General features: G+C 37.5%; 17 protein-coding genes. 10 read left to right on the forward strand and 7 right to left on the reverse strand.

Features of this window, described 5'->3' with window-relative positions:
• The first annotated feature begins 26 nt into the window (after positions 1 to 26).
• From DR017_RS01595 to DR017_RS01605, 3 genes are all read left to right on the forward strand, one after another.
• Positions 27 to 1,031, forward strand: a complete 1,005-nt coding sequence (locus tag DR017_RS01595) for an FAD:protein FMN transferase (protein ID WP_040361599.1) — start codon at positions 27 to 29, stop codon at positions 1,029 to 1,031.
• Positions 1,032 to 1,067: 36 nt separating this feature from the next.
• A complete protein-coding gene (locus DR017_RS01600) occupies positions 1,068 to 2,105 on the forward strand; it encodes an FAD:protein FMN transferase (protein ID WP_002680935.1) in 1,038 nt (345 codons plus the stop codon).
• 77 nt (positions 2,106 to 2,182) lie between these two features.
• On the forward strand, positions 2,183 to 2,866 hold the full coding sequence (locus DR017_RS01605) for a 5'-methylthioadenosine/adenosylhomocysteine nucleosidase (RefSeq protein ID WP_002680809.1): 684 nt from the start codon (positions 2,183 to 2,185) through the stop codon (positions 2,864 to 2,866).
• 4 nt (positions 2,867 to 2,870) lie between these two features.
• Here DR017_RS01605 and DR017_RS01610 read toward each other — a convergent pair whose 3' ends face one another.
• Positions 2,871 to 4,130, reverse strand: coding sequence for a M64 family metallopeptidase (locus tag DR017_RS01610; RefSeq protein WP_002680966.1), 1,260 nt, complete (start codon positions 4,128 to 4,130; stop codon positions 2,871 to 2,873).
• Between the two features lie 108 nt (positions 4,131 to 4,238).
• Between DR017_RS01610 and DR017_RS01615 the strand changes: the two genes are divergently transcribed.
• The 6 genes from DR017_RS01615 to DR017_RS01640 are packed head-to-tail and all read left to right on the forward strand — an operon-like array spanning position 4,239 to position 10,639.
• Complete coding sequence (locus DR017_RS01615) at positions 4,239 to 5,267, forward strand: glycosyltransferase family 9 protein (protein WP_002680843.1); 1,029 nt, start codon at positions 4,239 to 4,241, stop codon at positions 5,265 to 5,267.
• The gene (locus DR017_RS01620; protein ID WP_040361604.1) at positions 5,264 to 5,974 is read left to right on the forward strand and encodes a head GIN domain-containing protein; all 711 of its coding nucleotides are present in this window, start codon (positions 5,264 to 5,266) and stop codon (positions 5,972 to 5,974) included. Before DR017_RS01615 ends, DR017_RS01620 begins: the two co-directional genes overlap by 4 nt.
• A 9-nt stretch (positions 5,975 to 5,983) precedes the next feature.
• The gene (gene aroQ, locus DR017_RS01625) at positions 5,984 to 6,406 is read left to right on the forward strand and encodes a type II 3-dehydroquinate dehydratase (RefSeq protein WP_002680875.1); all 423 of its coding nucleotides are present in this window, start codon (positions 5,984 to 5,986) and stop codon (positions 6,404 to 6,406) included.
• A 4-nt stretch (positions 6,407 to 6,410) separates the two neighbouring features.
• A complete protein-coding gene (locus tag DR017_RS01630; protein ID WP_002680947.1) occupies positions 6,411 to 9,242 on the forward strand; it encodes an AsmA family protein in 2,832 nt (943 codons plus the stop codon).
• Entirely contained in the window at positions 9,220 to 9,684 is a 465-nt protein-coding gene (locus DR017_RS01635) for a methylated-DNA--[protein]-cysteine S-methyltransferase (protein WP_002680917.1), read from the forward strand. The genes DR017_RS01630 and DR017_RS01635 overlap by 23 nt, the downstream gene beginning before the upstream one ends.
• A 10-nt stretch (positions 9,685 to 9,694) precedes the next feature.
• Positions 9,695 to 10,639 carry a GSCFA domain-containing protein gene (locus DR017_RS01640; protein ID WP_002680927.1) on the forward strand — a complete coding sequence of 315 codons (945 nt, stop codon included), beginning with the start codon at positions 9,695 to 9,697 and terminating at the stop codon, positions 10,637 to 10,639.
• 16 nt (positions 10,640 to 10,655) lie between these two features.
• Here DR017_RS01640 and lacZ read toward each other — a convergent pair whose 3' ends face one another.
• The 3 genes from lacZ to DR017_RS01655 all read right to left on the reverse strand — a co-directional run bounded on the left by lacZ (position 10,656) and on the right by DR017_RS01655 (position 17,527).
• A complete protein-coding gene (lacZ, locus tag DR017_RS01645; RefSeq protein ID WP_002680839.1) occupies positions 10,656 to 13,760 on the reverse strand; it encodes a beta-galactosidase, LacZ type in 3,105 nt (1,034 codons plus the stop codon).
• 223 nt (positions 13,761 to 13,983) lie between these two features.
• Positions 13,984 to 16,227 (reverse strand): nitric-oxide reductase large subunit, encoded by a 2,244-nt coding sequence (locus DR017_RS01650; protein ID WP_002680964.1) that lies wholly within the window; start codon positions 16,225 to 16,227, stop codon positions 13,984 to 13,986.
• 175 nt (positions 16,228 to 16,402) lie between these two features.
• The gene (locus DR017_RS01655) at positions 16,403 to 17,527 is read right to left on the reverse strand and encodes a TlpA family protein disulfide reductase (protein WP_002680955.1); all 1,125 of its coding nucleotides are present in this window, start codon (positions 17,525 to 17,527) and stop codon (positions 16,403 to 16,405) included.
• A 121-nt stretch (positions 17,528 to 17,648) separates the two neighbouring features.
• Here DR017_RS01655 and DR017_RS01660 point away from each other — a divergent pair, with 121 nt between their 5' ends.
• Positions 17,649 to 18,104 (forward strand): hypothetical protein, encoded by a 456-nt coding sequence (locus DR017_RS01660; RefSeq protein ID WP_002680831.1) that lies wholly within the window; start codon positions 17,649 to 17,651, stop codon positions 18,102 to 18,104.
• A 50-nt stretch (positions 18,105 to 18,154) separates the two neighbouring features.
• On the opposite strand, the gene nqrF is transcribed toward DR017_RS01660, so the two are convergent.
• Genes nqrF through DR017_RS01675 form a run of 3 tightly spaced genes read right to left on the reverse strand, consistent with a single transcriptional unit; the run spans position 18,155 to position 20,866 of the window.
• Entirely contained in the window at positions 18,155 to 19,468 is a 1,314-nt protein-coding gene (nqrF, locus tag DR017_RS01665) for an NADH:ubiquinone reductase (Na(+)-transporting) subunit F (protein WP_002680904.1), read from the reverse strand.
• Positions 19,452 to 20,198, reverse strand: coding sequence for an NADH:ubiquinone reductase (Na(+)-transporting) subunit E (nqrE, locus tag DR017_RS01670; RefSeq protein WP_002680873.1), 747 nt, complete (start codon positions 20,196 to 20,198; stop codon positions 19,452 to 19,454). The genes nqrF and nqrE overlap by 17 nt, the downstream gene beginning before the upstream one ends.
• A 20-nt stretch (positions 20,199 to 20,218) precedes the next feature.
• Complete coding sequence (locus DR017_RS01675) at positions 20,219 to 20,866, reverse strand: NADH:ubiquinone reductase (Na(+)-transporting) subunit D (RefSeq protein ID WP_002680855.1); 648 nt, start codon at positions 20,864 to 20,866, stop codon at positions 20,219 to 20,221.
• Between the last annotated feature and the right edge of the window lie 2 nt (positions 20,867 to 20,868).

The raw sequence follows: 20,868 nt of genomic DNA on the forward strand, positions 1-20,868 counted from the left end.
TATCTTTGCCGTTTATTCATAAAAAAATGAAAAAAATATTATTGAGTATCTCCCTACTTTTTGTAGGCTGTCAAACTGAAAAATTACACTTTATAGAAGGTGAAGCGCAGGGCTCTACTTATCATATCAAATACATAAGTAGTAATAATGAAAACTTACAACCTGCTATCGACTCAATTTTGAAGGTGATAGACCAATCAATGTCTACCTACAAACCTGATTCTGATATTTCTAAAATCAATGCTGGAGATACTTCTGTGGTAGTTGATAAACATTTTAGAAAAGTTTTTGAGGCTTCACAACAAATATGGCAGGAAAGTGAAGGGTTGTTTGACCCTACTGTAGGAGTATTAGTAAATGCTTGGGGATTTGGCAAACAAAAAATAGACGATAAAGACCTTCCTACTGATGAAAAGATAGTAGAACTTAAAAAGTATGTAGGCTTTAATAAAGTACAACTCACTGATAATAATCATATCAAAAAAGAGTACCCTGAAATATTGTTTGACTTTAATGCTATAGCCCAAGGTTATACCTCTGATGTAGTTGCCAATTTTCTCAATTCTAAAGGTATTAAAAACTATATCGTAGAAATAGCTGGGGAAATGTTCTTAAAAGGAAAGAATACTATAGAAAATAAAGCGTGGACAATAGGTGTTGAAAATCCTATCAAACCCTTAGACGAAAAAGAATTAATCACCACTATACAGTTTGAAAATCAAGGATTAGCAACTTCAGGTAATTATCGCAAAGTATGGACTGATAGCAATGGGCGCAAATACGTGCACTCTATCAACCCGATAACAGGGCGTGCTACCCAAAGTGATGTACTCAGTGCCACTGTAGTAGCTCCTTCTACAATGTATGCTGATGGTTATGCTACAATGTTTATGGTAATGGGAATGGAAAAGAGTAAAGATTTCTTAGCTAAACACCCTAACCTAGCTGTACTTTTAGTGTATAGTAATGAACAAAATCAAGAAATCACTTTTAAAACATACCCTTTTAAAAAATTAGAAGAGAAAAAATAAACTAACTAAATTATCAATTTTTAAATAGAAGCAAATATGAACGGAAAATTTTTAACATTATGCTTAGGAGCTTTGCTCTTGTTTTCTTGTGACAACAACACAAAGAAAACTTCTAAACTCTACGAAGTAGAAGGTAAAGGTGGTAGTGTAGCCTATCGCGTGAAATACATCTCTGCCGATAGTACCGACTTAAAACCTGCTATTGACTCTCTTGTAAAAGTAGTAGATCACTCTATTTCTTCTTACAATAAAGAATCTATTGTAGCTAAAATCAACCAAGGCTTAGTAGCTACTAAAGCAAATGATCACTTTAAGAGAGCATTTGCCACTGCACAAAAAGTATGGAAAGAAAGTGGAGGATTTTATGATCCAACTGTGGGAATTCTTGTGAATGCTTGGGGATTTGGTAAAGAACTTATCCAGCCTGTTTCTAAGTTACCTACTGAACACGAAATTGACAGTTTGAAAAAATATGTAGGTTTTGAAAAAGTACACATTAGTGATGATGACTATGTGAAAAAACAAAATCCTGCTATCCAATTAGACTTAACTTCTGTACTAAGAGGTTATACCGCTGATGTAATTTCAGACTTCTTGAAATCTAAAGGCATTGAAAATTTCTTAGTGAAAGTGGATGGTCAAACCATTGTTGAAGGAAAAGATGTAGTAAACAACACACCTTGGAAAGTAGAAGCTGAAGATCCTTATGAACTAAACGACGATTACAAAGAGGTTATCCTTCACCTAAATAACGAATCTGTTTCTACTGATGAGAACTATCGTAGAGTATGGATTGACGGAAATGGTAAACGCTTTGTACACATTATCAATCCTTTCACTGGTTACCCAATGACAGGAGAAATGCTCAGTGCCACTGTAATTGCTAAAACAGCTGTAGAATCAGATGCTTACTCTACTATGTTTATGATTATAGGTCTTGAAAAAAGCAAAGAGTTCTTAGCTAAACACCCTGAGCTAAAAGCTCTATTAGTATATAGTGACCAAAACAATGAGGTTAAAACTTATAAAACTCAAAACATAGAACCTCTTATTGTAACTATAGCACAAAATTAATTGAAAGTAAAATAGAAATGAAGGGGACTGCTTGACAACTCAAACAGTCCCCTTCTAATTGTTAAATATTAATAGATATGATTGGAATTATTGGTGCAATGGACCTTGAAATCAACACCCTAAAAGCTGCCATTGAAAATTGTAAAGAAACAAAAATAGGACGTTTTGCCTTTTATCAGGGAATCCTATGTGGCAAAGATGTAGTAGTTTTGCTATCAGGAATAGGAAAAGTAAGTGCTGCTGTAGGTACTACCTTACTTATAGAGCATTACCATCCATCACTTATTATCAATACTGGAACTGCTGGAGGATTGGGCAATACTTCTGTACACGATTTAATTTTAGCTACCGAAGTGCGTCACCACGATGTAGATGTAACCGCTTTTGGTTACGAAATAGGACAACAAGCCCAGATGCCCCCTGCTTTCAAAGCTGATGCTCAGTGGAATGAGAAATTAAAAAATGTAGCCTCTACTCATCAATACATTTTACATTATGGACAAGTAGTAAGTGGTGATTCATTTATCTCAGACCCTAAACGTTTTGATGAAATTTCAGTTAACTTTCCTCAAGCTAAAGCTGTAGAGATGGAAGCTGCTGCCATTGCCCAAACTTGCTATATGCTAAATATACCTTTTGTGATGTTACGTGCTATATCTGATAAGGCAGGTGAAGGCAACGCTATTTCCTATAACGAGTTTGTAGAGGAAGCAGGACGTATTTCAGCTTCTATTGTCAAAACTTTTTTATTGAGTTGCTAACCTCCTATTTAGTGTAAAAATCAACTATTCTGCGAATTGCACGTTCACATACAGGGCAAAAACCTTTCGGATCGTTAGATTTCATTCGGCAATCTTGCATAGGACTATAAACCCCTTTACTAGTGTACCCTCCGCCTTCAAAAGCGCCGAGGGTATTTTTGTATTTTGAAGTGCGAGGAGTAGGAATAGGAGTTCCTTTTTTCACCATATCTTTCCACTTGCTCTCAAAATTCACTAAAGTAGTGATATTTTCTTCCCAAGGCTCTATCTTAGAATCATAAGTTTCTTGAAAAGTAGGATCCCAATCGTAATAATATTCATCAGCTAAACCCACAAAACCGTGACCAAACTCGTGTATGTATACTTTTTCGGAAAGTTCATTATCAGCTGATGCTAAATTGAGGTGATTGTAAAAAGCCCCACCTCCATAAGTAGACGTATTTACCAATACATAAATTTGGTCATAAGGCACTGCTGAGGCAGCATCTGCAATGGCTTGCATACTGTTTGTAGTGAGGTAACGCTCTTGATTAAATGTATAGAAAGACGCGTTAAACGCTGTATTTTTATAAATATGTTTCCCTGGTACATCAGTGCCACTTTCTTTAGAGGGCACTGCAATGGCATAGACATTAAAATCTTTTTTGAGTTTATCAAAAGGAGGAATTGTGAACATATAATCAGTCATACGCTGTGCATCAGCATAGAATTTTTCAGCTTCTGCAGCGGTATAACCTTCTGCTAAAATCGCAATATCCACTTTTTTTGCTGCATTACCATTGTTGAGCAATTGTTTTATAGGGTAACTGGGTTGTGTTTCTTCAACAATAAAATAATCATCTGGAGATAATTCTTTTGTAGCAATAGTGTGAAATACTCCTTGTTTATCGCGCTTATCAAGGTGCAGAAGGAGTTTTTTAGTTGGAAAAGGCAACTGCATTGCGTGAGCAAAAAGTCGTTTTTCAGCTTTTGCTTCTTCAAGAGTAGCCCATTCATTAGCTAATGAATTAAACCCCTTGGAAAATACTAATTGTGTACCATCAAACACTTGCAGACGAAAATTTCCAAAATTAGGGGCAATGAGGTGCGAATGCGAACCTCCCCAATATGGTTCTTTCTTCAGCTGACCAAAAATCACCTCTGTATTTTGAGCATCAGAGAGTAAATTAAAGTCAATTCTCAAACTTTTATCAAAAGTAAAAACAGTGTTATTTTGAGCGAAAATAAACTGCGTAAGAAAAAAAAGTAAAAATAAATGCCTCATATTTAGTTGATATTAAAAATTATTTACTACATTTGCAGTGATTTTAGTTAGAGATGGTAGCATTTCAGCTGCCAAAGATAATAATAAAAACATTCATACCAAAACAAAATGGAACATATCGCTGTATTTAGAATGTCGGCAATGGGTGATGTAGCTATCAGTGTACCTGTTGTAACGGCTTTTTCTGAGCAATATCCCGACGTAAAAATTACCTACCTCACACGTCCCTTATTTGCTCCAATGTTTTCTCATCTCCCTAATGTAGAGGTGTTTACCCCCGAACTTAACGGAAAACACAGTGGCTTAATAGGCTTGTATAAGCTCTACAAAGAGCTAAAAGCAAAAGGAATTCAGGGAGTTGCTGATATCCACAATGTATTGCGCACTAACATCCTTAAATTTTACTTTAAAGGCTCTAAAATACCTTTCAAACAGATTAACAAAGGCAGAAGAGAAAAATATGCCCTCACACGCTATAAATTTAAAGTTTTTGAACCGCTAAAACCTTCGTTCCAGCGATACGCCGATGTTTTTGCTGCCTTAGGTTTCCCTATCGATTTGAGCGACGACTATTTGCTCCCTCCTACCCCACTGAGTGATCCTGTAAAAAATTTGCTAAATGGAAGTGATTTGCACTTAGGTGTTGCTCCTTTTGCTTCGTTTATAAGCAAACAATATCCTTTTGACAAAATGTGTCAAGTGATTGAAAAACTCTCTGAACGTTATCCTAACAGTAAGATTTATATCTTCGGTGGCGGCAAAGAAGAAGAACAAAAAGTAGCTCAAATACAATTGCCTAATACTGAAAATATGGTAGGCAAACTTTCATTTAAACAAGAATTAGAACTCATTTCTCATCTAAATATAATGATAGGAATGGACAGTGGTAATGCGCACTTATCGGCGATGTATGGGGTACCAACGATTACTCTTTGGGGAGTTACGCACCCTTATGCAGGTTTCTATCCGTATGCCCAACCTATGGAGAATGCCCTTTTAGCCGATAGAACAAAATATCCGCTCATTCCTACTTCAGTTTACGGAAAAAAATACCCAAAAGGCTATGAAAAAGCTATAGAAACTATTTCAGCAGAAATGATATTAGAAAAAGTAGAACAAATATTAAATGTATTATGAAAAAAATTATGACTTTTATGATGACTGCTCTATTGGTAGGAGTAGCATATTGCCAAAAAAATACTAATGGCGAAAAAGAAATCAAAACTGAAGACCGAAAAGTAGCTGCTTATGAATCAGTAGAAGTATCAGGGGCTTATCATCTTGTGCTCACTGAAGGTGAAGTAGGTACTTTGAAAGTTAAAGGACAAAAAGAGGTACTTCCGTATTTGAAAACGAGCGTATCAAACAAAGTACTCTACGTGAGTATAGACAATAAATACAAACTAAAGACTTCATTAACAGTATATGTACCCATTAATACTTCCTCAAAAAAGATAGTAGCAAAAGGAGCTGTTGATATATCTACACAAGAAAAGCTAAAAGTTGGTAACTTGCAATTCAAAATAGAAGGCAGTGGAGACCTTGATGCTACTGTAGAGGCTACTTCTCTTGATTTGCAAGTAGCAGGGGCTGGTGATGTGGATATTGCAGGCTCAACAGAACGCCTCAATGCTGTAGTAAAAGGAGCTGGCGATATAGATGCTAAAGAGCTCGTTGACAAACAAGCTACTTTGCGCATAGCAGGTGCAGGAAGCATTTCAGCTCACGTAACAGAAGATGTAGATGCTTCAATAGCAGGAGCAGGAAGTATTACTGTAAAAGGAAATCCGCCTGTGTTTAAGAAAAGTGTAAAAGGTATAGGGCGCATCAAAATAGAAGAATAAGGCGTATTTATGAAGAAAAAAATAATGATTATCAATGGACCTAACCTCAATTTGTTAGGTACACGAGAGCCTGAAATTTATGGCTCTCAAACTTTTGAAACGCTATTAGCCGAGTTGCAAACTAAGTTCCCTGAGTGTGAGTTAGACTACTTCCAAAGCAATCACGAGGGCGCTCTTATTGACAAACTTCACGAAATAGGTTTTACTTTTGAGGGAATAGTGCTCAATGCAGGCGCCTATACCCACACTTCTATCGCTTTAGCCGACGCTATAAAGGCGGTAAAAACTCCTGTGATAGAGGTACATATCTCCAATACTTTTGCCCGAGAATCCTTCCGTCATCACTCCTATTTATCGGCAGTAGCCGAAGGTGTAATTGTAGGGTTTGGGATGAAAAGTTACGAATTGGCAATCCAAAGTTTTATTGATTGATTGAATGAAGAAATATATATTTAAAGCACTGAAATATTTAGGTATATTAGTAGGATTGCTATTGGCTTTTGTGATTGTTTTCCCGATGCTCTACCCCGAGTATGTAACTGAGAAAGTTAAGAAATTAGCTAATGATAACCTCAATGGTGAACTCAACTTCTCTAAGGCAAATCTCACTTTCTTTACCCATTTTCCCTCACTCACTCTTAACTTAGACGATGTACTTCTCAAAGGGTCAGCTCCTTTTGAGAACGACACTTTGGTATCCGTAAAACGACTCTCATTGGGGATAGATGTGAAGGAATTGCTCTTCTCTAAAAAAATTGATATAGAAGAAATTTACCTAAAAAATGCTTTTGTCCATATCCAAGTAGACAAACAAGGGGGAGCGAGCTATAATGTGTACAAATCATCAGAAGAAACTACTGACGAAGGAGATGATGACGCTCGCGTAGATTTACAACGTATTGAATTAAAGGACACTCGATTAATTTATGACGATAAATCTACTGGTATTTACATCCAAGCCAACGGCTTTAACTACTTAGGAAAAGGAGGTTTAGAAGAATCTATTTTTGATTTGCGCACCAAAGCCCAAATACAGTCATTAGATTTTATCTTTGGTGGTGAAACTTATCTAAAGGACAAACACGTAAATGCAGAACTCATCACTCAAATCAACACGCATTCATTATCGTTTATATTTCAACAAAACGATTTGAAAATAAATCAACTTCCGGTAGACTTCAAAGGGAAGTTAGATTTCTTGAGCAATGGTTATGACCTCAATTTCGAAATCAATTCTAAAGATAGCAATCTCAACGATTTCTTTACCGCTTTGCCCCCTCAGTTTACCCAATGGCATAAGAAAGCTACTCTTAAAGGAAAAACCGACATTTTCTTTTCGATGAAAGGAAAATATATTGCTTCACAAAACCTGAGTCCCGATATTTATTTCAAAATGAAGGTAAGAGATGGCTATGTGGGCTATAAAGGGGTACCAGCACCAGCCGAACATCTCTACCTAAATGTAGAGACGAGTCTACCTTCTTTAGATGTAAATAAAGTAGGGGGTAAACTTGATTCTATCTATTTTACAATTGGTAAAGAATATTTTTCGGGTATCTTGAATTTAAATGGTATCAATCCCCCAGTGATTGATGCTAAAGTGCGTGCAAACATCAATGTAGCAAATGTAATGCACTTATTGGATATGAAGGATTTAGAGGTAAAAGGAATGCTTTTAGCTAATATAAAATCTAAAGGAACGTATGCCCCAGAACAAAAGCTATTTCCTATTACCAAAGGCGATTTAGAATTCTCGGAAGGTTATGTAAAAACACCCTATTACCCTAATCCTATCACCAATATACATTTTAAAGGAAAGGTAGAGAATACCGATGGCAGTATGAAAACGCTGGCATTGCAACTCAATCCTCTCAATTTCCTTTTTGAAAATAAGCCTTTTACAGTGAATTTAGCAATGGAAAACTTCGACGATATTCACTATGACATTCAAGCTAAAGGAGAACTCAATATTGCTAAGATTTACAAAGTATTCTCACAAAAAGGCTTGGAGTTAGAAGGTTATGCCAATGCCGATGTATCGCTGAAAGGCACACAAAGTGATGCCACCAATGGGCGTTATCACTTATTGCAAAACAAGGGTAGCATTGAACTTCGCAATATCAAAACAACATCAGAATATTTATCAAAACCATTTATTATTCAGCAAGGACTTTTTAGATTCCAGCAAGATGATATGCGCTTTACTAATTTCCGTGCTACTTATGGTAAATCCGATTTTTTGATGAACGGACAAATGAGCAATGTCATCAACTTTTTGTTCTCTAAAAATCAGATACTGAGAGGTAATTTTTCAGTAGTCTCTAATTATATTGATGTTGATGAGTTTATGTATGCCCCTACAGCTCCTACTGAAGAAGCAAAAGAGGAAACTACCAGCACCTCAACACCTACTGTTACTTCTGAAAAAGGTGTAGTGATAGTTCCTAAACCTTTTGACTTTAACCTAAATGCTAACCTGAAAAAGGTAGTTTTTCAAGGGCTCGACATTCTCAACCTCAAAGGAAGTACGCAACTAAAAAGAGGTACTTTAGCCCTGAAAAATGTAAACTTCAACGTTATAGGAGTTACCGCTCAAATCAATGCTAAATACGGTGATGAAACCCCTAAACGCGCTCATTTCAATTTTGATATCAAAGCTGAAAACTTTGATGTGCAACGCGCTTATAAAGAGGTCAAACTCTTTAGAGAAATGGCTTCAATGGCTAAAGATGCACACGGTATTGTCTCTTTGGATTATAAAGTAGCTGGAAAACTCAACGAAGAGATGTTACCTATCTACCCCTCACTTAAAGGAGGAGGCATACTTTCGGTGAAAGATGTACAAATGAAAGGTTTTAAACTTTTCAATGTGATTAGTGATAAAACAGGTACCGATGCACTAAGAGATTCTAAACTTTCTACTATTGATATCAAAAGTGAGATTAAAAATAACCTCATCACTGTAGAGCGATTTAAGTTTAAGGTAGCTGGATTTCGCTTACGTATTGAAGGACAAACCAGTTTTGACGGGAAACTCAACTTTAAAATGCGTTTAGGCTTACCTCCTTTGGGAATCATAGGTATTCCTATAAAAATAACAGGAACTCAAGAGAACCCTAAAATAGGTTTAGGCAATAAGTCTAAAGATTTAGAAGAAACTGAATACGATGCTAATAACGAAGCAACCAATGAAGAAAAAGACACTGAAATTATACAAGAAGAAAATCATCACCCCGATAGGAGTGATGATAGCAATGGCAACGGATGAGGCTATTTGTGTATTAGATTTTTTCGACCAAACAACTTGGTATCGAGATCAAGCTGAAGTACTTTTGCGCTTGGAAGCTAAAGATATGGCGCAAGAAAACGCCTTGCTTTTAGAACTCGAAAAGCAACTCAAAGAGTACTTTGCTAAAGAACTCAAAGAGTTTACATTACCCATTACCTTAGTAGGTACACCCTTTCAGGAAGAAGTGTGGAAGGTATTGCAAACCATTCCGTATGGCGAAACACGCACTTATAAAGAACAAGCAATTGCTGTAGGAAATCCCAAAGGGGTTCGTGCAGTAGCCAATGCCAATAGTAAAAATCGCCTTTCTATTATTGTACCTTGTCATCGTGTGATTGGCAGTAATGGTACGCTCACAGGTTATGCAGGCGGTCTTAGCCGAAAGGAGTTTTTGCTCAATTTAGAAAAAAGTAATTCCTAATTCTATAACTATGGATTTTAGAACAATTGTACCTATCTCTAAAACAACAAAAAGCATTACTTACTATACTCCTATAGTGAGTTTAGGCTCCTGTTTTGCTGTGAATATGGCACAAAAGTTCGCTTATTACAAATTTCCTATTACTGTAAATCCGTTTGGGGTGCTCTTTCACCCTTTGGCTATTGAGAATATATTGCAACACACTATTGAAAATTCTCGTTATACAGCTGAAGATTTTTTTCTTCACAATGAATTGTGGCATAGTTTCGATTTTCATTCGGATATGAGTCAGTCCTCACTCAAAGAGGCAATACAGTTGGCTAACAGCCAGCAAATACAATTACAACAAGCCTTACAAGAGGCGAGCTTTTGTTTTATCACCTTGGGGACAGCTTGGATATATATCTACAACAGCACCGATACTATTGTAGCAAATTGCCACAAATTGCCCTCTCAACACTTTTCTAAACGATTGCTATCAGTTGAAGAAATTACAGAAAGCCTCAGCCATATTATCGCTTTACTGAAACAACTCAACCCTTCAATAACTGTTATTTTCACTATTTCACCTGTACGACATATCAAAGATGGTTTCTTTGAAAATCAAGTGAGTAAATCACAACTTTTCTCGGCTTTATACCCGCTTATCACTGATAACAAGAGCCTTTATTTTCCTGCTTACGAATTGCTATTAGACGAATTGCGCGACTATCGTTTCTATGCCAATGATATGGTGCATCCATCGGAAATGGCTATCAATTATATTTGGGAACGATTAGTTACTACTTATATAGAAACTACTACTCAAGTAGATATGAAACAAGTAGATAGTATCCAAAAAGGCTTATCTCATCGCCCGTTTAACCCTGAAACTGAAAGTCATCAGCAGTTTTTAGCACAATTACAACAAAAAATGGAGGCATTTACTATGAAATACCCCCATATTAGGTTTTAGGTTTCAGGGTTAGAGATTAGTGTGCTTCTATTCTATAACTATAGCTATAAGGCTGATATAGATACAACAGATATTGTTGCATTGGTAAGTTGCCCCAGCTGTTATCACCTCCCAAACCTAATTGTTGCAAATCGATATCTAAATGGGTATAAGGTGAAGGTGTGAGTTCCCCAGCGTGAGTTTGCCCTTTTTCTACCCCAGGGAATAACTGGGCGGGACTATAAGGCAGGGCATTTACATTCAATAGAGTATCTATACTGTAAATAGTGAGGCTTACGCCCTTCTTGCTAAGTCTTGCCCAACGCACGTCACTCTTATTGCCATTCTCTTGCGGACGCACATAAGGGTAATATTGGTCGGCAATAGTTCCTTCATACAAGCCTACCATAGCCGATGTTTTTCTATCCCAATAACTTTCCCAAGGACCTCTACCATACCACTGAATACGCTGAAAAGGCTGTAATGTGAGATGATTGCCAATTTTGAAAGTAAGTGTTTTATCCTCTTTTAAAGGCTTGAAACTATTATGCACTGTTACCGAAGGTTTTCCTTCAAATAGCAATTCTTGGCTATAATCAATAGTAGCATCTACTAATCGTTTGTGAATACATACCTTTATTTGTCCATTTGTATATTTCTCTACCGATACACTCACGCTATCAGCTTTTTTATCAGCTTCTTGCAAGTGTTGTAGTTTTTTAGGTAAACCTGCCCCAAAATCGTTATCAGTGCCTGCTCGCCATAAGTTTACTTCCAATCCTTCGGGAGCAAAAAGTTCTTCATTCTTTACTTTAAAAGATACCCATTTTCCTGCTTGTTTGTCTATTTTGGCTGTATAGTTTTTATTGTGCAAGAGAATATACATTGGCGTTTCTTCTATTGTTATAGGGGTAATATCAATGATAGATTTTTGAGGAGTATAGGCAGTGAGTGGAAACTCGGCAAAAGCAAGAGGAGTGCCTTTTGCAAGTAGTCCTTCATTTTCCTTTAACTGAGCGGTATATTGCAATATATATTCCGCTTTATCATCAGTGAGTAAAGCAGGCATAACAAGTGATGTACTACTTTGTGGAAGCACTACCAAATCTGTAAAAGCACCACTTTGTACCTCTTTACCATCTTTGAGCAATCGCCATACTATTTGATAGTTAGAAAGGTCTTTAAAAAAATATTTGTTGTGCAAAGTCAGCACTTTGTCTTTATACTCAAAGGCTATTTCTTGCTGTACCTTGCGCACTTCATAACTATGAGGGTGAAAACTTCTGTCAGAAGCTATAACTCCGTTGATGAGGAAGTTGTTATCACTAGGCGTATTTTTGTTGCCATAATCTCCGCCGTATGCTAATATTTTTTTGCCATTGGCTAAGGTTTTATAAAGACCTTGATCTACAAAATCCCAAATAAAACCTCCTTGTAATTTGGGGTAGTGTTCATATATATCCCAGTACTCTTGAAAGTTGCCTAAACTATTACCCATAGCATGGGCATATTCGCATTGCAAGAAAGGTTTAGTACGATTGCTAAGCGCATAATCAACAAGGAAAGGAATACGGCGGTACATACGCGATTCTATATCGGTATTCCAATCGTAATGGGCTAATTCATAATGGATAGGGCGTGTAGAATCCAATCCTTTCATCAGTTTATATCCTTTGTAGAAGTTCCAACCATTCCCCGATTCATTCCCCATACTCCAAAACAATATACTAGGGTGATTTTTATCGCGTTGTATCATTCGCTGCATCCTAAGCAAGTGTGCATATTCCCAGTCAGGGTCGTTGCCTAATGTTTTATCTTTTTCGTAATGCATCCCGTGGCTTTCTATATTAGCCTCATCCATTACATAAAGTCCATATTTATCGCAAAGTTCATAGAAATAAGGATCGTTAGGATAATGAGAAGTACGTACCGCATTGAAGTTGAGTGCTTTCATTAGCATTAGGTCTTTCTCCATACTTTCCCGTGATACTACTTGCCCCGTTTGAGGGTCGGTTTCGTGTCGGTTTACACCTTTGAAAAATACGCGTTTGCCATTTACCAATATATCACTTCCTTTTATTTCAATCGTTCTGAAGCCTACAAACCTACTTACTACCTCTTTCACCTTGCCTTGTGCATCGTATAGAGTTACTTGCAGACGATAAAGATAAGGGATTTCAGCGCTCCACGCCTTCACTTGAGGGAAAAGTGCTTGAAATGAGAGTTCTGTTTTTCCAAAAGAGCGTTTCAGCCCATCAGTCGTCTGTTTTTCAGTATACAGCAATTTGTCTTTGTCATACAACGATACCTTAACACGGTATTTTGAGGCATCTTCTGGAGTTTCATTCCACACTTCTACAAGCGTTGAGAGTTGCCCATCAGCGTAGTTTTTGGTTAGGAGAGAGGTTATACTTAGGTCGTACAAATGCACTTTAGGGCGCATATAGAGATAGCAATCGCGCGAAATGCCCGAAAAGCGCCACATATCTTGACATTCGAGGTAGCTGGCATCCGTCCAGCGACGCACTTCCATAGCAATAAGATTTTTGCCCTGAACGATGTAAGGCGTAATATCAAATTCCGAAGCCAATTTACTGTCTTTTCCTACCCCTACGAACTTTCCGTTTACATAGAGTTTAAAAGCTGATTTTACAGCCCCTAAATGCAAATATACTTTCTCTCCTTGCCAAGAAATAGGTAGGTTGAAAGTTTTGCGATAGAGACCTGCATTTTGAGCAAGGCTATCAGGAATATCAGGTGGTGTAGGGTTCTTTTGGTTAAACTCGTAAGAAGCATTCACATAGATAGGAATGCCATAACCATTCACTTCCCAATTGGCAGGCACAGCTATTTTTTTCCATTGACTTTCGTTGAAATCAGTTTTGTAGAAATCCTTTGGCAACTGCTTATAGTCTTCTTTCCAAAGAAAAGACCACTGTCCATTGAGGTTCAAAAAGCGTGTAGAAGTAGTGAGATTGCTGGTTTGTGCTTTGCTCGCCTCTTCAAAAGGAAAGTAAGAGGTGCGCATAGGCAAACGATTAATTTCTTGTATTGCAGGATTTTCAAAGATACTATCAAGCTGTTGAGCTCTAATATTTTTACCACAGAAGATCAATATGGTAACTAAAAAATATTTCTTCATATAGTTTTTTTGTGTTTTGCAAGTAAAACAACTGGCTAATTTAGTGAATAAAGTAGCATATTATTAGGTATAAAAACCAAAAATATGTTGGGCAAAGGTATAGAAAATTTATCAGAACTCAAAAACTTTTTGTTGAAGTAGCAACAAGAAGTAGAGCATATAAAAAAAGGCTACCTACAACACTGTAGATAGCCTTTTCTCATTTAGGGATTTTTGTAAGACATTATCTTTTTTCTTTGAGTGACCAACCGGTTTTGAGTCCGATGATAAAATATACTAACAATAGTTCACCTAATGCTAATAATATATCCCCTGGCACACGCAACCAGCGTACTGTTTGCATCAATTCAGTGTGCATAAACTCTTCAGAACGCGCTGACCAATAGCCGTTTTGAATAGCTTCTACAGCTTGCATAATACCTATAGGAAGCACACTCACTACTAACATTGTCATCAAACCAATGTTTATGAGCCAGAAAGCCCAACCGAGTAACTTGTCGTTCCAATGGCGATCAGGATATAAACCGCGAAGTACAAACAAGATAAGCCCAATACCGAGGATACCATATACACCAAAGAGAGCAGCGTGACCGTGAACAGCTGTAGTGTTCAAGCCCTGAACATAGTACAAAGCAATAGGCGGGTTGATAGCAAAACCAAATATACCTGCTCCGATGAAGTTCCAGAAGCACATTGCTATAAAGCAATAGATAGGCCATTTGTAGGCTTTAATCCACTCAGTAGATTTAGAGATTTTATAGTTGTGATAAGCCTCAAAACCTATAAGTACCAAAGGCACAATTTCCAAAGCACTGAAAGTAGCTCCCAAAGCTAATACGCCTGTAGGGGTAGCACTAAAATACAAGTGGTGGAAAGTACCCAATATACCCCCTGCTAAGAATATAATTGTTGAAAACAATACTGAGGCACTCGCTACTTTTATTCTGAGCAAGCCCATACGTGAGAACAAGAAAGCAGCCACTACGGTAGCAAATACTTCAAAGAAGCCTTCTACCCAAAGGTGAACTACCCACCAACGCCAGTACTCAGCAATTGCCATGTGAGTTTGGCGACCATACATCAAGCCTGCTCCATAGAAAGCTGCAATAGCAACAGAGGCTAATACAAAGAGCAATAGTAAGTGGCGATTTTCATCTTTTTTGCGCAATGCAGGCAATAAAGCTCTTACCATCAAGAATAACCATAAGAACAAGCCTACAAGCAATAATATTTGCCAAAAACGACCTAATTCTATATATTCATATCCTTGGTGACCAAAGTAGAAGTTTTCTACTAAACCTAATTTTTGCATTACACCAAACCATTGTCCTGCTAATGAACCCAAAACTACTATCAATAAGGCGATAAAGAGAATATTTACCCCTAATTTTTGGTATTTAGGTTCGTGTCCTGATACGGCAGGAGCAATATAAAGACCTGTAGCCAACCAAGAGGTTGCTATCCAGAAAATAGCTAACTGTACGTGCCAGCTACGCGAAATAGCTTGTGGTAATATCATATCAAGTGGAATACCAAAGAAGCCTTCACCTTCTACACCATAGTGTGCTGTGATCACCCCTGCAAGCATTTGTACCAAAATAAGTAATGATACAATCCAGATGTATTTGAGGGTTGCTTTCATTGAAGGTGTAGGTTTCATACCGCGCATAGGGTCTTGAGCAGGAAGGTGTTCACTCTCTTCTTCCTCCTTGTTACTTGCGTGATAGTACACCAAAATTCCTACCCCAAAAAGTAACATTAGCACACTAAATCCTGACCACATTTGTAATGAAGTAGATGGCTGATTGCCAATCACAGGATCGTAAGGCCAGTTGTTAGTGTAAGTAACATCATCGTTAGGGCGATTAGTGCTACATACCCAAGTAGTCCAAGTAAAGAAAGCATTCATTTGCTGCATACGAGCAGAATCTTTGATAGCATTCTTAGGAATTGCATAATGGCTACGCGTTTTATCCAATGAAGGATCGCTCATAAAGAGTTTGGTGTAATAAGCTGCCAACTCTTTAGCTACTTGCGCACGTTCTGGAGAGAAAGTAATCACTCCTGTTTCTTGGTTAAAAGTGTTTGTGCGAAGTTCTTTGCGCAACTGTACTTGGTATTTAGCCTGCTCTTCTTCAGAAAGGTCTTTGTACACCTTACCATCTTTAGCAGCAAAAATATCCAAGAGCATCTCTGATTCGCGGTGTAGATAATCCGCATTCCAGTCGGGTGCAATATAAGCACCGTGTCCCCAGATACTACCTACTGTTTGTCCACCTATTGACTGCCAAACATTTTGACCGTCTTTGATGTCTTGTCCATTATAGAGCACTTCCCCCTCTGTAGTAACAATTTTTTCAGGGAAAGGCGGCGTAGTACGGTATATTTCTACACCGTAAAAAATCAGCACGAGGAATGAGGCTGCTACTGTAGCCCCAAGCCAAATCCATAATTTCTTAGCTGTCATAAATAAAATATATTAGTGTTTTTTATTATTTGCGGGTACAAAGATATAGAAGATAATTGTATCTTATATGATACTTGGGTATTTTTTTTTAATATTTAGGAAATTTAGAATCATTAAAAAAAGGCTATCTATTGATTTACAAAAGATAACCTTATATATTAGTATTTTTTTTTAATTATTGTGCTTTAGGATTTGTAAGAACTCTTAACGTCGCAGTTATCAATTCTTTTAAGTTTTTATCAGAAGGCATTGGTAGATTAGCATTGATGATATTTCCTTTTTCATCTATCAACATATAACGCGGGATGCTTCTCAAATCGTATAATTCTTTGAATAATTCCTTTGTTTCAGGAGAGGCATATAGATGAATACCACGGAGTTTCTTTTCCTTTACCATTGTTTTCCACGCTTCTTTATCGCGGTCTACCGAAATACTTACAAAGGTAATAGGTTCCGTTTTGTAATCCTCTTGTAAGGATTCTAAGGCAGGCAACTCCTTACGACAATCAGGACAATAAGTAGCCCAGATGTCTATAAACAGCAATTTACCTTTGAGTGGTAATTGCTCATATTTTACCTCTTTATCGTTTAAATCAGTAAGAGCAGGAAGAGCGGGAAAAGGTTGTCCTGCTTTGAGTTTATTTACCAAATCAATATGTTTTGAAAGGGTATTTAAAAGGTCGTTATCTTTCACTAATTGTTTCACTAAAGCAATGATTTCCTCATTAGTGGCAGTTGCCGAAGTAGGTGATACGCCCTCAATAATCAAAGGGGCTAATGCTTGCTTGATATTTTCCGATTTAAGCGCTTTGAAATCGGCTAATATTTTGCCCCAAGGGTCATCAAACTCATATTGTACTTTACGAGAGTAGATGCGCCATTTAAAAATATTCTGTACTAAAGTTTGATACTCGGGATAATCGTTGAAATCAGTAGCATTGTCTAAATCTACTGCTGTACATAAGTCTTGTAGCTCTTTGATAGCAGGAGCTTCTTCCTCAGTATATTTACGGTGATTCAACAAATATTCCGATACTATAACCAACTGTTGATAGCGATTAGCTTTCTCTTCTTTAGCTGCGAAATCTGCTGGCAAGTTCTTGAGTATTTCGGTGTATTGTTGCGCTATTGCCTGCATACTTTGTTTAAAAGCCATAGGAGATTGCCTTAAGAGTTCATTTTGTTTCTCAGCTGATTGTAAGCCTATAGCTTCTTTTTGTTGCTGATAAGCCTTTATTGCTTCTTCTGAATTGGTACACGACACCAAGGCGCATACAAGGATTGCAAATATCTTTTTCATAACACTATGATTTAAAAATAATGACAAAGGTACAATATTTTTTGGAAAATTACTCTAATTCTAGCAATTATTCCTATTTTTGCACTCAAAAGACCTCTCATAGGAAACAACAATTCATTTTATGAATATAAATATTGAAGATTTCAGTCTTATTAATTTCATTTCTTCTGTTGAAACTATCTCGTTTGATTATGCTGGTGTAGGAGGTATAGCCGATTGTTTGGGGTATTACATTATCTGTTTTAAGGAAAGAAACAGTGATATTCTCTCTGCTATCAGTTTTGAGGATATTTTACTGCATAAAGAACTTACTGAAATAGCTAATCATATTTTACAAACACTGTGTATTCCTATCCGTTTTGGAGATGATAGTCATCTTGTTGAATCTACCTTAGGACGCCCTTTCTGTATTGATGAAAACCTTTTTACTGACCGAAAAATATGGTATTATTACATCAATGAAGGAAAAGGACTCTTAAGTATTGGTATTAATCTGGCAGATAAAGTTATGAGTTTAGAGATTATCAGTCACCCCACAATTATAAAAGAACGAAAAGAAACCTTATCTATATCATAAAAAAATCCGACCTATTACTAAGTCGGATTTTTGTATAATGTAGGTAGTTATTAACCACCAAAGTCGTCGAAACGGATATTTTCATCGGGCATACCAAAGTCTTGACCCATTTTCTGAACAGCTTTGTTCATCATTGGAGGTCCGCAGAAGTACAATTCTATATCTTCTGGGGCTTCGTGTTTGCTCAAATATTGTTCAATCACAGCATTGTGAACAAAACCTAAGAAGCCATCACCTTCGGTATCATTGACATCTTTCTTCACTTTCCAATTGTCTTCTGGTAGTGGTTCAGAAAGTACGATGAAGAACTTGAAGTTAGGGAATTCGCGCTCTAATTCACGGAAGTGTTCTACATAGAACAACTCGCGTTTTGAACGACCTCCGTACCAATAAGTCACGGTACGTCCTGTTTTCAAAGTTTTGAATAGGTGGTACAAGTGAGAACGCATAGGCGCCATACCAGCCCCTCCACCTACGTACAACATCTCGGCATTAGACTCGTTGATGAAGAATTCACCATAAGGTCCTGAGATGGTTACCTTATCACCTGGTTTGCGAGAGAAGATGTATGATGAAGCAACCCCTGGGTTTACATCCATCCAGCCACCTTTAGCTTTGTCGAATGGTGGAGTAGCGATACGTACATTAAGCATAATCTCACGACCTTCAGCAGGGTAAGAAGCCATAGAGTAGGCACGTTCAGCAGGTTCTGGGTTTTTCATCACCAATGGCCATAGTTTGAACTTATCCCATTCCATTTTGAACTTATCGGGTTCACCTGGGTGTTCTACAGGGTGTGCAGTGATATCAATATCGGAGTATTTTACCTCACAAGGTGGGATTTCAATTTGGATGTATCCCCCTGGTTTATAGTCCATATCCTCAGGGATTTCTACCACAAACTCTTTGATGAAAGAGGCAACGTTGTAGTTACGCACTACAGTAGCTTGCCATTTCTTGATACCAAACACTTGTTCTGGCACCCCAATTTTCATATCTTGTTTTACTTTCACTTGGCAAGCCAAACGCACTCCTTCTTTCAATTCTTTTTTAGTAAAGTGAGGAGTTTCGGTAGGGAGTGCTTCTCCCCCACCTTCGTATACGTGGCATTCACATTGTAAACAAGACCCTTTACCACCACAAGCTGATGGCAAGAAAATCTTTTCGTTACCTAAAGTAGAGAGCAGTGAACCTCCAAGAGGCACTTCAACTACTTTTTCGTTATTGATAGTAATTTTTACAGGTCCTGATGGTGTTAGTTTCTGTTTTACGTAAAGCAAAATAGCAACCAACAATAGGATTACAACTAATAATCCTATCACCGTTACTGCAATAGTTGTTAATATTTCACTTGCTAATATCATTGCTTAAATCTTTTGTGTTATGAGCTAATTTATCAGTTTTAACTTCTTGTTGGATAGTAGTCTCTTGTTTAGGAGCTTCTTTAGCTTCTTCTTTTTTGCTGCTACCACCTGTAAGCATACCACCAAAGCTCATAAAGCCGATAGCCATAAGACCTGTGGTGATGAAGGTGATACCTAAGCCGCGCAAAGGTGCAGGCACGTGTGAATAACGTATTTTCTCACGAATAGCAGCCAATGCTAAGATAGCGATAGCCCAACCTAATCCTGAACTCACTCCATAGGCTACTGAAAGACCGAATGAGTGAATTACTTCAGCACGTGATTGCATAAAGAGAGATCCCCCTAAGATAGCACAGTTTACCGCTATCAAAGGTAAGAAGATACCCAATGAGTTATACAAAGATGGTGAGAATTTCTCTACTATAATCTCTACCAACTGTACCATTGTAGCAACCGTAGCAATGAACAAGATATAAGTAAGGAAGCTCAAATCGTAATTAGCATACTCTTCGCCTAACCAACGCAAAGCACCCTCTTTGAGTATGTACTCATTAAGTAGCCAGTTCATAGGTACAGTAAGGGTTTGTACAAAGATAACGGCAGCTCCTAAGCCTATGGCAGTAGATACTTTTTTAGATACAGCCAAGTACGAACACATACCTAAGAAGGTAGCGAAAATCATATTCTCAACGAATATTGATTTAAAAATCAGTGTTAAATATTCTAACATTTTCTTTTCTTTTTAAATGATTAATGACTGTCTTCTATCAAGGCTTTGTTACGTGAGCGTTGTACCCACACTACTATACCATAGGTTACCAAAGCCATAGGTGCTAACAACATAAAACCGTTGTTCTCATAGCCTAATGCATAAGCTCCCGTTTTTTTGATAGGGTCGCCTAATACTTGGAAGCCAAGCAAAGTACCAGAACCTAATAGTTCACGGAAGAAAGCAACGATAAGCAAAGCGATAGAATAACCACCTGCATTACCAATAGCATCTAAGAACGATTTTCCTGGAGGGTTACCCAAGGCGAACGCCTCAAAACGTCCCATCAAAATACAGTTGGTGATGATAAGCCCTACATATACCGATAGCTGTTTGCTAAGGTCGTACACATAGGATTTAAGCACAAAGTCCACCACAATTACCAAAGCAGCTGCTACAATTAGCTGAGCGATGATACGGATTTTAGGTGGTATTACATTTCTAAGCAAAGAAATGGTTACGTTACCCATTACAAGTACAAAGGTAAAGGAAAGGCTCATTACGATAGCGGCTTTCAGTTGGGCTGTAATTGCCAAAGCAGAACAGATACCCAACACTTGTACCGTTACGGGGTTGTTATCCCATAGAGGGTCAGTTACTAATTTTGTATCTTTTTTTGATAGTCCCATAG

It is taken from the genome of Capnocytophaga sputigena (genome assembly GCF_900446695.1).
GTDB classification, from domain to species: Bacteria; Bacteroidota; Bacteroidia; order Flavobacteriales; family Flavobacteriaceae; genus Capnocytophaga; species Capnocytophaga sputigena.

Bases quoted from the DNA above. Each gene is read 5' to 3' on its own strand.
- DR017_RS01595 (WP_040361599.1), top strand. From the start codon at position 27: ATGAAAAAAATATTATTGAGTATCTCCCTACTTTTTGTAGGCTGTCAA.
- DR017_RS01600 (WP_002680935.1), top strand. From the start codon at position 1,068: ATGAACGGAAAATTTTTAACATTATGCTTAGGAGCTTTGCTCTTGTTT.
- DR017_RS01605 (WP_002680809.1), top strand. From the start codon at position 2,183: ATGATTGGAATTATTGGTGCAATGGACCTTGAAATCAACACCCTAAAA.
- DR017_RS01610 (WP_002680966.1), bottom strand. From the start codon at position 4,130: ATGAGGCATTTATTTTTACTTTTTTTTCTTACGCAGTTTATTTTCGCT.
- DR017_RS01615 (WP_002680843.1), top strand. From the start codon at position 4,239: ATGGAACATATCGCTGTATTTAGAATGTCGGCAATGGGTGATGTAGCT.
- DR017_RS01620 (WP_040361604.1), top strand. From the start codon at position 5,264: ATGAAAAAAATTATGACTTTTATGATGACTGCTCTATTGGTAGGAGTA.
- aroQ (WP_002680875.1), top strand. From the start codon at position 5,984: ATGAAGAAAAAAATAATGATTATCAATGGACCTAACCTCAATTTGTTA.
- DR017_RS01630 (WP_002680947.1), top strand. From the start codon at position 6,411: ATGAAGAAATATATATTTAAAGCACTGAAATATTTAGGTATATTAGTA.
- DR017_RS01635 (WP_002680917.1), top strand. From the start codon at position 9,220: ATGATAGCAATGGCAACGGATGAGGCTATTTGTGTATTAGATTTTTTC.
- DR017_RS01640 (WP_002680927.1), top strand. From the start codon at position 9,695: ATGGATTTTAGAACAATTGTACCTATCTCTAAAACAACAAAAAGCATT.
- lacZ (WP_002680839.1), bottom strand. From the start codon at position 13,760: ATGAAGAAATATTTTTTAGTTACCATATTGATCTTCTGTGGTAAAAAT.
- DR017_RS01650 (WP_002680964.1), bottom strand. From the start codon at position 16,227: ATGACAGCTAAGAAATTATGGATTTGGCTTGGGGCTACAGTAGCAGCC.
- DR017_RS01655 (WP_002680955.1), bottom strand. From the start codon at position 17,527: ATGAAAAAGATATTTGCAATCCTTGTATGCGCCTTGGTGTCGTGTACC.
- DR017_RS01660 (WP_002680831.1), top strand. From the start codon at position 17,649: ATGAATATAAATATTGAAGATTTCAGTCTTATTAATTTCATTTCTTCT.
- nqrF (WP_002680904.1), bottom strand. From the start codon at position 19,468: ATGATATTAGCAAGTGAAATATTAACAACTATTGCAGTAACGGTGATA.
- nqrE (WP_002680873.1), bottom strand. From the start codon at position 20,198: ATGTTAGAATATTTAACACTGATTTTTAAATCAATATTCGTTGAGAAT.
- DR017_RS01675 (WP_002680855.1), bottom strand. From the start codon at position 20,866: ATGGGACTATCAAAAAAAGATACAAAATTAGTAACTGACCCTCTATGG.